This window comes from Cupriavidus sp. GW823-FHT06D04, from assembly GCF_058795055.1.
This window is the reverse complement of the sequence record NZ_JBXAHL010000018.1, coordinates 70,117-84,193: the sequence shown is the minus strand read 5'-3', so window position 1 is coordinate 84,193 and position 14,077 is coordinate 70,117. Positions and strand designations below refer to the sequence as shown.

The following is a 14,077-nucleotide window of genomic DNA, read 5'->3' as shown; positions in this document are numbered from 1 at the left end:
ATTATTTTCCGGGTGCTTGCCCTGTCAGTTCAAGCGGAACCGATGCCTCGCTCGTCAGCATCAGGAACGTCAGCGTTTCACGCAGGTACAGCCGTACCACCTGCTCCGTATGGCTGCTATAGCCGATCGAGAGATCCTCGCCAAGGTGCAAGGCGTAGTCACCGCCGCGGGTCGACAGTACACTGCCGCCGCTGATCGCCGGCGCCCAGATGATCTCGCCGCTGACGATCCGCTTGATGTGGTCAATGACCGGGTAGCCCTGGTCGCGACCGCCCGCGAGTGCGGTGTATGCGTCGGCGCCAAGGAGCACGGAGTAGGGGCCGTCGACGCCCGCCAGCTTCAACGCCTCGAGCGCATCGCTGATCACCTGCGGATATTGGTTGACGTCGGCCGGCAGCGTGAACTTCGGATTCGACGAGCCTTGGCGGATGCCAACGACGCCCGCCTGCCGATAGCCGTCGAAGATGGCACGATCCTCCGCAAAGGCAAGCTGTTTGGCCGCTTCCTTGGCTGGCTGCCAGTCGGAGTCGCGCGCGCCGCGCTCGACGCTGTCGATCGCTTCGCGCTGGAGTTCAAACGGCACGGTTAGCTGGACCAGGGCCCTGACCTCGCGCAGCTTCGCGCCGACGCCCTGCAGCGGCGCCTCGAGGTCCAGCAGGTGCCCGGTACCCACGCCGGCCAGTTCGGGGCCGCCGGGGCCGATCACGTCTGTCACGCGCCGTCCGGCGACGGAACGCTTGAAGGTGCGCGCCACTTCCTCTTCAATTTGAGACCATGCGGCGCTGGTGATTGGGGCGAGTTCGCGGTGCAGGTTATTCATATTCACGGTTCCCTTTGAGCGATCCGATATTCAATGAGCCTTCCCGGTGCGGTGCGGCCGACGGTGAGGGCGCCGGTTGGCTATCACTGACAGCAGGGGCTTCGCGGTCCGCAAGCCCTTCAAGCAGGTCGGCCGACGGCACAAAGAACAGGCTGCCGGTGACTGCCTTGCTGAAGTCGAGCAGCCGGTCGTAATTGCCGGGCGGCAATCCGACGAACATGTTCTCGAGCATCTTCTCGATCGGCGCGGGCGAACGGGCGTAGCCGATGAAGTAGGTGCCGAACTCGCCCGCTCCCGGGCGCCCGAATGGCATGTTGTCACGCAAGATCTTCACCTCTTGCCCGTTCTCGACCAGCGTTGTCAGCGAACTGTGCGATGACGAGGGTTTGATCTCTTCGTCCAGTTCGATGTCGGACAGCTTCTTGCGTCCGATGATCAGTTCTTGTGTCTCCACGGGAAGGGCATTCCACCCCGTCATATTGTGCAGATATTTCTGCACGATGACGTAGCTGCCGCCGGCAAACTCGGCATCCTCGTCGCCGATCACCGTGAAATCGACCGCCTCGCGTCCGGCCGGATTCTCCGTGCCATCGACAAAGCCGATCATCGCCCGCATGTCGAAGTTGCGAAAGCCGTGCACCTCGTCGACGACCTGGATCGCATCGCCAAGCTTGCCGAGCAGTTGCGTGGCAAGCTCGAAGCACAGGTCCATCGAATCGGCACGGATGTGCAACAGCAGGTCACCCGGCGTGGCGATGGCGACGCGATCGCCGGTGCCGAACTCCCGGAACGGATGCAGCGCCGCGGGACGGGGCTTGCCGAACAGCCTGTCCCAAGCGTCGGAGCCGAAGCCGCAGACACAGGACAGGTTGCCTGACGGCACGCGATGGCCGACCGCGCGCACGATGGCGGCAACGTCGGCACACCATGCGCGCACGGTGTCGGCGTGGTCATCGCCGTCGGTGAGCGTCGCAACGATGAATATGGCGCTGCGGGTGACTGTGCCGGAAACTGCTTGCGGTTCGGGGGAATTTGTAGGCATCGGGCGCTTCTTGTTGGTGAAACCGATACGGTTTTCGGGCTGACGGAAGAGAATTCAACGCATAAGCCTACACGAATTGTGTGGTGCCTCTGGCCTTTCATTTCCTCCTGACCAGGCAGTATCAATCGCCGTTGCAAATTGCGCAACGCCGGCGCTGGCGCTCACGTCAATTTGTAGGATCTGGCCCCTGTGCCCGCAAGTCCGCCACCGTCAACGATGAGATATTCCTCGCGAATGGGGGTGCCATCGAAATAGCTTTCCAGGATTTCCAGCGTGCCAGCGGCATAGCGGGCCTGCGCGGAGAGCGAGGTCCCGGAGATATGGGGGGTCATGCGGTTGAAAGGCATGGTTCGCCAGGGATGATCCGGGGGCGCTGGTTCGGGGAACCACACGTCACCGCCATAGGCGGCAATGTGGCCGGACTTGACCGCACGCACAACCGCGTCGCGGTCAACCAGTTCTGCGCGCGCCGTATTGATGAGGTAGGCGCCGCGCTTCATCCTGGCGAGCATCCTGTCATCAAAAAAATGCATGGTTGAGGGATAAAGGGGCATCTGAAGGCTGACAAAGTCCATGGCGCTCACGAGCGATTCCGCATCGGGGTGGAAAGTCAGGCCCAGTTCCTGCTCGATCTCCGGGCTGAGTCGGTGCCGCTGGGTGTAATGCAACTGCAGGCCAAAAGGCTTGAGCCTGCGCAGCACCGCGAGACCGATCCGGCCGGCGCCGATCGTGCCGAATTGCATGCCTTCCATGTCATAGCTGCGTGACACGCAGTGGGCAATATTCCACCCGCCACGCAAGGCGATCTCATGGGATGGCAGGTAGTTGCGGACCAGCGCCAGCATCGTCAGTATGACGTGCTCCGCCACGCTGATGCTGTTTGATCCCGTCACTTCGGCGACGGTGATGTGGGCACGGGCGGCCGCCTCAAGATCGACATGATCGGAGCCGACGCCCGCAGTCAGCGCAAGCTTCAGCTTCCTTGCCCTGGCGATTCGCTCCCTGGTCAGGTAAGCCGGCCAGAATGGCTGCGAAATGACCACTTCAGCATCGGGAAGATGCTTCTCAAACGCAGAGTCAGCCCCATCCTTGTCGCTGGTCACGATGAGTTCGTGGCCCAGCCCCTCCAGATAGCCGCGAAGACCCAGCTCGCCGGAGACCGACCCCACAAGTTCGCCGGGCTTGAATCCGAGCGCTGCCTTCGAGGTCGGGGCAGTCTGGCCGTTGTCATAGGTCGTGATCACCGGAATGTCATCGCGGACATAGTGCGGCGGATATCCGGAGACCGGATCCGGATAAAGGACACATAGGACTTTCGCCATGAGAGTTCGATTCCTTTCCTGCTTTGCAGCGAAATGGTCGGCCAGCCGATCCAGACTGCTGAGCAAGGCCCATGCCTGCGACAGCATCGCTGGGTAGTCGGGAGCTTCCGGCGGACTGCAAGCGCTGCGGGGCCTGTGCGATGGACAAAATGTCCATGCTGAGCCAGGTCTCTCGGGTCAATCTGTCCATCCCGTTGTCACTTAAGGCATCGCTTATAGGCGCGCAAAGAATCGCTGAATTTACCTTAGGTGGCCAGGCAATTATCTTGTCTCCAACGATGCAGGAACACTAAGCGCAGCGGCGTCGATGCACGCTTGAGCAAGCCCATCGGCCATTCGGATAAGGATAGGAGACCATGCATGTTCACGACGAGGATATTCCCGCGGCAGTCCCTGATGGTCTCCGGCGCGTCAGGCTGCCGGTCTACCTGACGCAGCCATGATCGTCGGCACGGCAGGACATATCCATCACGGCAAGACCAGCCTGGTCAGGGCGCTGTCGGGCATGGATGCCGACCGCCTGAAGGAGAAGAAGGCGCGCGAGGTCTCGATCGAGCCTGGCTATGCGTACGTGCCGCTCGAGAACGGCGACGTGCTCGGCCTGGTCGATGTCCCGGGCCACCAAAAGCTGATTCACACCATGGCCGCGGGCGCATGCGGTATTGACTTCGCGCTGCTCGTGGTCGCCGCCGATGCCGGCGTGATGCCGCAAACGCGCGAGCACCTTGCCATTGTGCAACTGCTCGGCATCCGGCGCGGCGTGATTGCGCTGACCAAGGTCGATCGCGTGGATGACGCGCGGCTGCGGCAGGTGCGCGCGGAGATTGCGTCGTTCCGGCGCGGCAGCATGCTGGAGGATGCACCGGTTTTTGAAACCTGCGCAACGCGCGCCGACGATCCGGGTGTGAACGCGTTGAAGCGGCACCTGCACGCGGCCGCGGCTGCGTCGCGCACCAGGCGCGACGACGGGCTGTTCCGCCTTGCGGTTGACCGGGTCTTCACGCTTGCCGGGCAAGGAACGATCGTGACCGGAACCGTGGTGTCCGGGCGCATCCATGTCGGCGACAGGGTGTTGCTCGCACCGAAGAACGAGTCTGTGCGCGTGAGCAGCATCCATGCGCAGAATCGTGCTGCTGCTGCTGCCGGGCGGGCGGGGCAGCGCTGCGCGCTGAACCTGGCCGGCATCGGCAAGGGCGCGATCGAACGCGGTGACTGGGTGGTCGATGTGCGCCTGGCACGGGCGTCGGAGCGCATCGATGTGATGCTGACACTGTTGCCAGACGCCCCTGCGCTGGAGCACTGGGCGCCCCTGCATATTCACCTGGGCACGCAGCACCAGGTGGCACGTGTCGCGCTGCTCGATGGCCCGACGCTTGCGCCCGGGCAGCGCGCGCGCGTGCAGCTTGTGTTCGAGCGGCCGGTGTGCGCACTGCCTGGCGATCCCTTTGTCGTGCGGAACGCGCAGGCTAGCCGCACCATCGGCGGCGGAGATGTACTCGATCCGTTCGCGCCCGCGCGCAAGCGCCGTTCCCCGGCGCGGCTGGCGTGGCTCGACGCAATGCAGGCCATGCTTGACACTGGCTCGGTCGGGGCATTGCTTGAGCAGGCGCCAAACGGGCTGTCGCGCGCGCTGCTGGAGCGGCTGAGCGGCATGCCGGCGGCGGCCATCGAACTGCCGCGGGACACGCGCGTGATTGAACTTCCGGGCGACGATGCCTTGCTGGTGTCCAGCGCGGCGTGGCGGGCGCTGGCGGGCCGATTGACCACTGCCCTCCGGCAATTCCACCAACGCTCGCCGGATGTGCTTGGCCCGGAGGTGGCGCGTTTGCGCAGGATCGCCGCGCCGCTCGCGCAAGACGCGTTGTGGAATGCGGTCGTCGATGACGCCTGCGCGCGCGGTGACATCATCAGGAACGGGCCCTGGCTGCACCTGCCCGAGCACACCGTGACGCTCGACGATGCGGATCGCTCGCTTGCCGCGACATTGCAGCAGGACATGAAAGCGGGGCGCTTCGATCCGCCATGGGTGCGCGAGCTGGCGAGCGCGCATGGCGTGCCGGAGGAGAGGGTGCGGCAACTGATGCGCAAGCTCGCACGTCATGGCGAGACGTTTCAGGTCGTGCACGACCTCTTCTACGATCCGGAGGCGATTCGCGAGCTGGCCTTGCTCGCCGCTGTCGACGCCAGCAAGAACGCCGGCACGGTCGTCGCCGGGGCATTTCGCAATGCCACCGGACTCGGACGAAAACGTGCGGTTCAGGTCCTGGAATTCTTTGACCGTGTTGGCTATACGCGCTTCGACCGTGGCCGGCATCTGGTGCGCACGGACAGTCGTTGGCTGGAGTTGCTCTGACAGGCGACGACTGCCTCCCTACATTCACCAGCAGCGGAGTATGTCTTGAGCGTCAGCACTGAGCAGGTCACCGAAGCCCTGCGCACCGTCATCGATCCCAATACGGGCAAGGACCTGGTGTCCACCCGATCGGCCAGGAATATCCGTGTCGACGGCGGCGATGTCTCGCTGGAAGTCGAACTCGGCTACCCCGCGAAGAGCCAGTTTGATCCGATCCGCAAGCTGGTGGTTGCTGCAGTGCGGCAAGTGCCGGGCGTGAGCAATGTCAGCGTGGCCGTCACCATGAAGATCGTCGCGCACGCGGTGCAGCGCGGGGTCAAGCTGCTGCCGGGCGTGAAGAATGTGATCGCGGTGGCGTCGGGCAAGGGCGGTGTGGGCAAGTCCACCACGGCCGTGAACCTGGCGCTGGCGCTGGCGGCAGAAGGCGCGCGCGTCGGCATGCTCGACGCAGACATCTACGGCCCGAGCCTGCCGATGATGCTGGGCATCGACGGCCGCCCGGAATCCGCCGACGGCCAGACCATGGAGCCGCTGGAAGGCCACGGCCTGCAGGCCAACTCGATCGGCTTCCTGATCGAGCAGGACAACCCGATGGTATGGCGCGGCCCGATGGTGACCTCGGCGCTGGAGCAGTTGCTGCGCCAGACCAACTGGCACGACCTGGACTACCTGATCGTCGACATGCCGCCGGGCACCGGCGACGTCCAGCTGACGCTGTCGCAGAAGGTGCCGGTCACCGGCGCGGTGATCGTCACCACGCCGCAGGACATCGCGCTGCTGGACGCCAAGAAGGGCCTGAAGATGTTCGAGAAGGTGGGCATTCCCATCCTGGGCATCGTCGAGAACATGGCGGTCTACTGCTGCCCGAACTGCGGCCATGTCGAGCATATCTTCGGGCACGGCGGCGGCGAGAAGATGTGCGCCGACTACGGCGTGGACCTGCTCGGCAGCCTGCCGCTGAACCTGCAGATCCGCGAGCAGGCCGACTCCGGCCGTCCGACCGTGGTGGCCGAGCCCGACAGCCCGGTGGCCGAGATGTACCGCGCCATCGCGCGCAAGGTGGCGATCAAGGTCGCCGACAAGGCGCGCGACATGACCAGCAAGTTCCCAAGCATCGTCGTGCAGAACACCTGACCAGGGTGAACGATTTACGCGCGGCTCCCGTCGCGCGCTGACATGGAGCAATGGCATGAGACGCCTTCGCAACGCCAAGATCGTGGCCACGCTCGGTCCCGCGAGTAGCACCCCCGACCTCATTGACGCACTGTTCGAGGCCGGCGCCGATGTCTTCCGGCTCAACTTCAGCCACGGCACCCACGACGACCACCGGCAACGATTCGAAGCCATCCGCGCCGTAGAGCGCGAACGGGGCCGCCCGATCGGCGTTCTGCTCGACCTGCAGGGTCCGAAGCTGCGCATCGGCACCTTCGCCGACGGCCCGGTGCAACTCGCCGCCGGTGCTGGCTTCCGGCTGGACCTGGACAGTGCGGCGCCCGGCTCGGCCAGCCGGGTCTGCCTGCCGCACCCGGAGATCTTCGCCGCCCTGAGCGAGGGCGTGGAGCTGCTGCTGGACGACGGCAAGACCCGGTTGCGCGTCGGGCAGTGCGGCGCCGACTTCGCCGAGACCACGGTCGTCAACGGCGGCACGCTCTCGGACCGGAAGGGGGTGAACGTGCCGGACGCGGTGCTGCCGCTGTCGGCCATGACCGAGAAGGACCGGCGCGACCTAGACTTCGGACTGGCGCTGGGTGCGGACTGGATCGCGCTGTCCTTCGTGCAGCGGCCGGAGGACATCCGGGAGATCAAGGCAATCGTCAACGGCCGCGCCGGCATCGTGGCCAAGCTGGAGAAGCCTGCCGCCATCCAGAGCCTGGACCTGATTGTCGCCGAGGCCGATGCCATCATGGTGGCGCGCGGCGACCTGGGCGTGGAGATGCCCGCCGAGCAGGTGCCGTCGCTGCAGAAGCAGATCGTCCGCGCGTGCCGCAAGGCCGGCAAGCCGGTCATCGTTGCCACGCAAATGCTTGAATCGATGATTGCCGCCCCCGTGCCTACCCGTGCGGAAGCGTCAGACGTGGCGACGGCGATCTACGACGGTGCCGACGCAGTCATGCTGTCGGCCGAGTCGGCTTCCGGCCGGTATCCGGTGGAGGCGGTGCGAATGATGAACAGCATTATCTCCCGCACGGAATCCGACCCGCTGTACCGCGACGCCATCGAGGCATCCCACACCCCGCCGCGCGCGGACGCGGCTGATGCCATCGGTTACGCGGTGCGGCATATCGTGGGCTTGCTCAGGGTGCCGGCGACGGTCGCCTATACCAGCTCGGGCTACTCGGCGCTGCGCATGGCGCGCGAGCGGCCGCAGGTGCCCATCCTCGGCATGACACCCCGCATGGCGACGGCGAGGCGGCTGACGCTCACCTGGGGCGTGCATGCGGTGCTCTGCCACGAGGTGCTGGATGTGCCGGAGATGACCGATCTGGCCAGCCGCACTGTGCTGGCGGAGGGGTTCGGGGAAGCCGGACAGTCCATCGTCATCTCCGCCGGACTGCCGTTCCTGGTGGCGGGAACCACCAACCTGCTGCGGATTGCGCAGATCCAATGAGGGGGTAGGGACGCCGCCGAACAGGTACGTCCCGGGGCATTGCCGCAGCGTTGCACGGTCCCCGCTGACAGAGGCCACTGCCACCTCCGTCAGCGGGCCGGGCCGCTCCCCTCCTGACCTCGACTCCCCCCTCGAAGGGGGTAGGCGATGCTGAGGCTTGGCTCATTTGCCCCGACTCTCGTTGACTACGGCTTTGGAAGCCCCCGGCGGGGCCTGCCGAAGACCGGGCAAATGATGGCCATGATGGTATCGAAACCGTGCAAAAGTCGTATCCTGCTAATCAGCAGGGTGCCTTTGACGGCGCGCAGGCATGAGTGGCGCCGTTAAAGGCCTTCCGGCTGGCGAACCTCGCCCGGTTTTATCGACGCCAACACTGTACATGCGCTGGCGCGTGGTCTAGTCTTCACGTTGACCCGCGTTCGGGTGAAATCCGGGCGAAGGGGCCAATCAAGGCGCCAGTAAAAGCGCCAGTAAAAGCGCCAGTAAAAGCGCCAGTAAAAGCGCCAGTATCGGGGGTCAGGACTGCCATGAGTATCGAGATCGGAAAAGACATCACTGCGTTTGCCGACCAACTGCTGGACGCCGTATTCCTGGTCGACACGGGCGGCCGCATCCAGTATGTCAGCGCAGCCTGCGAGGGCATTTTTGGCTATACGCCGAAGGATATGGCGGGCGAGTTCATCATCGATCTGGTCATGCCCGCCGACCGGGACCGGACCATTGTTGAGGCCAAGCAGGTCATGTCGGGAAAGAAGCGGATCGGTTTTGAAAACCGCTATCGCCACAAGGACGGCAGTGCCGTCCATATCATGTGGTCCGCCGGATGGCTCCAGTCGGAACGGTTGCGCGTCGGGGTTGCCCGCGATGTCACTGCGCTGAAGAAGGAGAGCATTCTTGACCTTGGGCTGGCGCTTTCTTCCGTCCCGTTGGCGCCCCACGAGCAGAAAGTTTTGCGGCTGCTGTTGACCGACGCATCGGAAAAGCAGATTGCCCAGCGCCTCGGTCTGGCGGTTTCCACGACCCATTCCTATGTGACCGGCATCTTCCGGAAATTCGGCGTCAGGGGCCGGGCCGGGTTGATGAGCCTGTGGCTGGAAAACCTGACCAGGGATTAGCGGTAGCGGAAAACCGAACGCTGGATGGTTTCCAACGGCACAAATCCTAGTCTGTATTTGTCTGATACAAACTAGGATTTGTGCTTGTCGGAAATCGGCGCGGGGTTCGGACACCACGTTGCATGCCGCCGCTAGCCGGCACATAGTCCATCTTCATTCGCGTACTTCGGGCCCCAATCCGATATCTCCACCGGCGCCGCCATCAGCGCCTGAGCAACGGGCACTGCGACTTCGACATCGGCATGAACGCCTGCTCGCCCGGCACCGTGGCCAGCACCTTGTAGTAGTCCCATGGGTACTTGGATTCGGCCGGCGTCTTGACCTCGAACAGATACATGTCGTGGACCATGCGGCCGTCTTCGCGGATGCGGCCGTTCTTGGCAAAGAAGTCGTTGATCGGCATCGACTTCATCTTCTTCATCACCGCCGCAGTCTCGTCGGTGCCCGCTGCCTGCACGGCCTTCAGGTAGTGTGTCACCGATGAATATGCACCTGCCTGGCTCATGTTGGGCATCTTCCTGAGCTTGTCGAAATAGCGGCGCGACCACGCACGCGTGGCTTCATTCATGTCCCAGTAGAAGGCCTCGGTCAATACCAGACCGGAGGCCGTCTTCAGGCCGATGGCGTGGATGTCGTTGATATAGAGCAGCAGGCCCGCCATGCGCTGCGTGTTGTTGCGGGTCAGGCCGAATTCAGAGGCGGCCTTGATTGCGTTGACGGTATCGCCGCCGGCATTGGCCAGGCCCACCACCTGTGCCTTGCTGGCCTGCGCCTGCAGCAGATAAGAGGCGAAGTCGCTGGTGGCCAGCGGGTGGCGCGCGGCGCCAAGCACCTTGCCGCCGGTCTCGTTGATGACCGCGGTGGCCGAGTCCTGCAGCGTGTGGCCGAAGGCGTAGTCCGCCGTCAGGAAGAACCAGGACTTGCCGCCGCGCTCCACCATTGCGCGCGCGGTGGTGTTGGCCAGCGCGTAGGTGTCGTAGGCGTAGTGCACTGACACCGGCGTGCACAGGTCATTGGTGATGCGCTCGGTGCCGGGGCCGGAGAACACCACGATGCGGTTCTTCTGTCTTGCAACCTCAAGCACCGCCAGCGCCGGCGCCGACGCGGCCACGTCGAGGATGGCGTCGACATTGGCGGTATCGAACCACTCGCGCGCCTTGTTGGCGGCGATGTCGGCCTTGTTCTGGTGATCGACCACCACCAGCTCGATCTTCTTGCCCAGCACCTTGCCGCCGAAATCGTCGATGGCCATCTGCGCGGCGGTGGCGCTGCCGCGGCCGGTGACGTCGGCATACAGGCCGCTCATGTCGAGCAGCATGCCGATCTTGACGACGTCGTCAGAGACGGCGGCCCTGGGCTGGGCCTGGGCGGTGCCGCAGGTAAGCGCCGCGGCGAAGGCGAGGGCGCTGGCGGCAATACGGCGGATCGCGTGGCGATGGTTCATGGTGTCTCCCTGATTTAATGTTGTTGGCTTATACCGTGGCGATCGGCGTCACCGGCGACCCAACTGCTCCGGGCAGGCGCAGCGGCGGGGCGGTGAGCTGGAAGCGCGTACGGCCGTTGGCGCGCAGCCAGTCCGCCAGTTCACGCAGGTACCACAGCTCGCCCAGCGGCAGGCCCAGCTTGAACAGGCAGTGGTGGTGCAACGGCAGCAGCGGGTGGTGCTTGTCGCCATCGGGCGCGGGGCGGGCGGGGTAGCGTTCGACCGCGTAGTTGTCGGCGATCAGCGCGGCGATGCCGGCATCGGTGATCCAGTTCAGCAGGCGTTCGTCGCGGCCATCCAGCGCGCAGCAGCTGTGGTGCAGCACGGCTTCATCGGGGTTGCGCTGCATCGACAGCACCACCTCAGCAAAGCCGGTGCGCAGGAGCAGCATGTCGCCGCGTTCGACTTCCACCTTGCCGGCATCCAGCGCGTGCATCAGGTCGTCGTAGCCGACATTGCGGAAGTCCATGCCGAAGGTGTGGGCCAGGTCCACCAGCGCGCCCCGGCCCTGCATGCCCTTGACCGCGAAGTTCTCGATGCCCAGCGCCTGCGCGGCACTGTGGTCGTGGCCGCAAGGGTGCGCGGCGAAGTTGTCGTCCTCGGCATAGTCCACCGGGCCGACGATATGCTCGTTGGCGCGGTAGCCGTTGTAGTAGACGCGCTCCGGGCGGCCGTCGCCGTCGGCATCGAACAGCGCGCCCACGTGTGCCAGCGCATCCCATTGCGTGCTGTATTGCAGGCACAGCAGCACCTGGTCGTCGCTGATGACGTCGGTGGCGGTGGGATCGACCTTGGCCAGCGGGAAGTTCAAATAGGGGATGTCGTCGCGGAAGGTAGGCCGCAGCACCGGCGGATGCCGGCGCGGGTTGAGCTTGTTGCCGCCGGGGTAGTCCAGCGGCAGCGACAGGCAGAAGCTGATGCCGGCCTGCACCTCGCGCGCGCCTTTCACGACCTGCTCCGGGCCGATCAGGTTGATGCGGCCGAGCTGGTCGTCGGGGCCGAAGTCACCCCAGTTGGAACCTTGCGGACGTTGCTTCCAGCGCATGAGTCATGCCTCCTGTCGTGTGCGTGGCCGACGGAGCGGCCGGTGTATGGGGTATCAGTGCGGCGTGGCTGCGCGATGTGCGTGGCCACGCGGAAGATCTCCTGTCCGGTTCTCGTGGCATGAAACCGGTTGCATCCTTATAGGCCATATCGCGGGGGATGGTCATTTTGCGGTGCAGCAGGATTTCGGCGAGTTGGCCTCCTTCTTAGTGGCGGACAATGCTGGTTCATGATGTGTTGTCGTACAACATGACAGGGAAGTGGCTTATATCCGTCCTGAAAAAACGAGAGATAGGGAATTCCCGGGGTCATAGGCAGCCATAAGCAGATAGAATGTTGTCAGACAACGTAACACTAAAGGTGCGCGACGCGCGCCAGGCTGGAGATGACATGGCAGTGACCCCGACGGCAGGTGAGCAGGCGGCTCGCCCGCTGTACATCACGATGCACGCGAACGACAACGTTGCCATCGTGGCCAACGACGGCGGCCTGCCGGCGGGAACGGAATTCCCCTGCGGCCTGGTGCTGGCCGAGGGCGTGCCGCAGGGCCACAAGGTGGCGCTGACTGATCTGCGCGAGGGCGGCGCGGTGATCCGCTACAACGTGGTGATCGGCTACGCGCTGAAAGACCTGCCACGCGGCAGCTGGGTCAATGAGCGGGTGATCCGCATGCCGGCCGCGCCGGAACTGCACGACCTGCCGGTCGGCACGCGCGTGGCGCCGCTGCCGCCGCTGGAAGGCTATACCTTCGAGGGCTACCGCAATGCGGACGGCTCGGTCGGCACGCGCAATATCCTGGGCATTACCACCACGGTGCAGTGCGTGGAGGGCGTGGTGGAGTTTGCCGTGCGGCGCATCAAGGAAGAACTGCTGCCGAAGTATCCCAATGTCGACGATGTGGTGGGCCTTGAACACACCTACGGCTGCGGCGTGGCGATCGACGCGCCCGATGCCGGCATCCCGATCCGCACCATCCGCAATATCGCGCTGAACCCCAATTTCGGCGGCGAGGTGATGATCGTCAGCCTGGGTTGCGAGAAGCTGCAGCCGGCGCGCCTGATCGGCGCCGGCACCATCCCGATCCAGAAGGAGGGCGAGCCCGACGTGGTCTGCCTGCAGGACGAGCAGCATGTGGGCTTTGCCTCGATGATCGATTCGATCATGGCCACGGCAGAGAAGAACCTGGCGCGCCTGAACGCACGCCGGCGCGAGACCTGTTCGGCGTCTGACCTGGTGGTCGGCGTGCAGTGCGGCGGTAGCGATGCCTTCTCCGGCGTCACCGCCAATCCCGCGGTGGGCTTTGCCACCGACCTGCTGGTGCGCGCCGGGGCCACGGTGATGTTCTCCGAAGTGACCGAGGTGCGCGACGGCATCGACCAGCTCACCGCGCGCGCGGCCACGCCCGAGGTGGCCGAGGCGCTGGTGCAGCAGATGGCCTGGTACGACCGCTATCTGGAGCAGGGCAAGGTCGACCGCAGCGCCAACACCACGCCGGGCAACAAGAAGGGCGGCCTGTCGAATATCGTGGAAAAAGCGATGGGCTCGATCGTCAAGTCCGGCACCGGCCCGATCCATGGCGTCACCGGCCCCGGCGAGAAGGTCACGCAAAAGGGGCTGATCTATGCCGCCACGCCCGCGGGCGATTTTGTCTGCGGCACGCTGCAGCTGGCCGCCGGCATGAACCTGCACGTGTTCACCACCGGGCGCGGCACGCCGTACGGGCTGGCCGAGGTGCCGGTGATCAAGGTGTCCACCCGCAACGACCTGGCACGGCGCTGGCATGACCTGATGGATGTCAACGCCGGCCGCATTGCGACCGGCGAGGCCACCATCGAGGAAGTGGGCTGGGAGCTGTTCCACACGCTGCTGGCGGTGGCCAGCGGCAAGAGGTCATGGGCCGAGCACTGGAAGATCCGCAATGCGCTGGTGCTGTTCAATCCGGCGCCGGTGACCTGAGCCTCGGGTCTGACTGCGCTACGTACGCCCGCGCAACGGCTTGAGCAGATGTGACAGGCCGTTGTGATCCAGTTCGTGCATCAGCGCCAGCAGCGCGCCGATCTGCCCCGGCGGGAAGCCCTCGCGCGCGAACCAGTTCAGGTAGTTGCCTGGCAAGTCGGCGATCACCGTGCCTTTGTGCTTGCCAAAAGGCATGGTGACTGTGACCAGCCGCTTCAGGGCGTCGGCATCGAAATCGGTCATTGGTGGGCGGAAAGTCGGAAGGCTCCACGCTATCACAGTCAGAAGGCGCTCGTGATGCCCATTTGACCAAGCACCTGCGTGCGCCCGCTCG

The 14,077-nt window shown here is 64.8% G+C and carries 11 protein-coding genes; 5 read left to right on the top strand and 6 right to left on the bottom strand.

Going from position 1 to position 14,077, the window contains the following annotated elements; genetic code table 11:
* Window position 1: 1 nt before the first annotated feature.
* The 3 genes from AC1Q7H_RS21895 to AC1Q7H_RS21885 all read right to left on the bottom strand — a co-directional run bounded on the left by AC1Q7H_RS21895 (window position 2) and on the right by AC1Q7H_RS21885 (window position 3,184).
* Window positions 2–820 carry a family 1 encapsulin nanocompartment shell protein gene (locus AC1Q7H_RS21895; protein ID WP_153955681.1) on the bottom strand — a complete coding sequence of 273 codons (819 nt, stop codon included), beginning with the start codon at window positions 818–820 and terminating at the stop codon, window positions 2–4.
* Window positions 813–1,862, bottom strand: coding sequence for a Dyp-type peroxidase (locus AC1Q7H_RS21890; protein ID WP_013952598.1), 1,050 nt, complete (start codon window positions 1,860–1,862; stop codon window positions 813–815). Before AC1Q7H_RS21890 ends, AC1Q7H_RS21895 begins: the two co-directional genes overlap by 8 nt.
* 161 nt (window positions 1,863–2,023) lie before the next feature.
* Window positions 2,024–3,184, bottom strand: coding sequence for an NAD-dependent formate dehydrogenase (locus tag AC1Q7H_RS21885; RefSeq protein WP_153955704.1), 1,161 nt, complete (start codon window positions 3,182–3,184; stop codon window positions 2,024–2,026).
* Window positions 3,185–3,623: 439 nt separating this feature from the next.
* On the opposite strand from AC1Q7H_RS21885, the gene selB reads away from it, so the two are divergent.
* The 4 genes from selB (at window position 3,624) to AC1Q7H_RS21865 (ending at window position 9,260) form a co-directional block, all read left to right on the top strand.
* A complete protein-coding gene (gene selB, locus AC1Q7H_RS21880) occupies window positions 3,624–5,537 on the top strand; it encodes a selenocysteine-specific translation elongation factor (RefSeq protein ID WP_211981108.1) in 1,914 nt (637 codons plus the stop codon).
* A 45-nt stretch (window positions 5,538–5,582) separates the two neighbouring features.
* The gene (gene apbC / locus AC1Q7H_RS21875) at window positions 5,583–6,671 is read left to right on the top strand and encodes an iron-sulfur cluster carrier protein ApbC (protein WP_013952601.1); all 1,089 of its coding nucleotides are present in this window, start codon (window positions 5,583–5,585) and stop codon (window positions 6,669–6,671) included.
* Window positions 6,672–6,726: 55 nt separating this feature from the next.
* Complete coding sequence (gene pyk, locus AC1Q7H_RS21870) at window positions 6,727–8,145, top strand: pyruvate kinase (RefSeq protein WP_211981110.1); 1,419 nt, start codon at window positions 6,727–6,729, stop codon at window positions 8,143–8,145.
* Window positions 8,146–8,672: 527 nt separating this feature from the next.
* Complete coding sequence (locus tag AC1Q7H_RS21865) at window positions 8,673–9,260, top strand: helix-turn-helix transcriptional regulator (protein ID WP_013952603.1); 588 nt, start codon at window positions 8,673–8,675, stop codon at window positions 9,258–9,260.
* A 202-nt stretch (window positions 9,261–9,462) separates the two neighbouring features.
* Here AC1Q7H_RS21865 and AC1Q7H_RS21860 read toward each other — a convergent pair whose 3' ends face one another.
* Together AC1Q7H_RS21860 and AC1Q7H_RS21855 are read right to left on the bottom strand one after the other, a co-directional pair.
* Entirely contained in the window at window positions 9,463–10,704 is a 1,242-nt protein-coding gene (locus tag AC1Q7H_RS21860) for an ABC transporter substrate-binding protein (RefSeq protein WP_013952604.1), read from the bottom strand.
* Window positions 10,705–10,732: 28 nt separating this feature from the next.
* Complete coding sequence (locus AC1Q7H_RS21855) at window positions 10,733–11,788, bottom strand: cyclase family protein (protein ID WP_013952605.1); 1,056 nt, start codon at window positions 11,786–11,788, stop codon at window positions 10,733–10,735.
* 389 nt (window positions 11,789–12,177) lie between these two features.
* Between AC1Q7H_RS21855 and garD the strand changes: the two genes are divergently transcribed.
* Complete coding sequence (gene garD / locus AC1Q7H_RS21850) at window positions 12,178–13,743, top strand: galactarate dehydratase (protein ID WP_211981113.1); 1,566 nt, start codon at window positions 12,178–12,180, stop codon at window positions 13,741–13,743.
* An 18-nt stretch (window positions 13,744–13,761) separates the two neighbouring features.
* Here the strand turns inward: garD and AC1Q7H_RS21845 are convergent, their stop codons facing one another.
* Window positions 13,762–13,986 (bottom strand): DUF3820 family protein, encoded by a 225-nt coding sequence (locus AC1Q7H_RS21845; protein ID WP_013952607.1) that lies wholly within the window; start codon window positions 13,984–13,986, stop codon window positions 13,762–13,764.
* Window positions 13,987–14,077 lie beyond the last annotated feature (91 nt).

Bases quoted from the DNA above. Each gene is read 5' to 3' on its own strand.
- AC1Q7H_RS21895 (WP_153955681.1), bottom strand. From the start codon at position 820: ATGAATAACCTGCACCGCGAACTCGCCCCAATCACCAGCGCCGCATGG.
- AC1Q7H_RS21890 (WP_013952598.1), bottom strand. From the start codon at position 1,862: ATGCCTACAAATTCCCCCGAACCGCAAGCAGTTTCCGGCACAGTCACC.
- AC1Q7H_RS21885 (WP_153955704.1), bottom strand. From the start codon at position 3,184: ATGGCGAAAGTCCTATGTGTCCTTTATCCGGATCCGGTCTCCGGATAT.
- selB (WP_211981108.1), top strand. From the start codon at position 3,624: ATGATCGTCGGCACGGCAGGACATATCCATCACGGCAAGACCAGCCTG.
- pyk (WP_211981110.1), top strand. From the start codon at position 6,727: ATGAGACGCCTTCGCAACGCCAAGATCGTGGCCACGCTCGGTCCCGCG.
- AC1Q7H_RS21865 (WP_013952603.1), top strand. From the start codon at position 8,673: ATGAGTATCGAGATCGGAAAAGACATCACTGCGTTTGCCGACCAACTG.
- AC1Q7H_RS21860 (WP_013952604.1), bottom strand. From the start codon at position 10,704: ATGAACCATCGCCACGCGATCCGCCGTATTGCCGCCAGCGCCCTCGCC.
- AC1Q7H_RS21855 (WP_013952605.1), bottom strand. From the start codon at position 11,788: ATGCGCTGGAAGCAACGTCCGCAAGGTTCCAACTGGGGTGACTTCGGC.
- garD (WP_211981113.1), top strand. From the start codon at position 12,178: ATGGCAGTGACCCCGACGGCAGGTGAGCAGGCGGCTCGCCCGCTGTAC.
- AC1Q7H_RS21845 (WP_013952607.1), bottom strand. From the start codon at position 13,986: ATGACCGATTTCGATGCCGACGCCCTGAAGCGGCTGGTCACAGTCACC.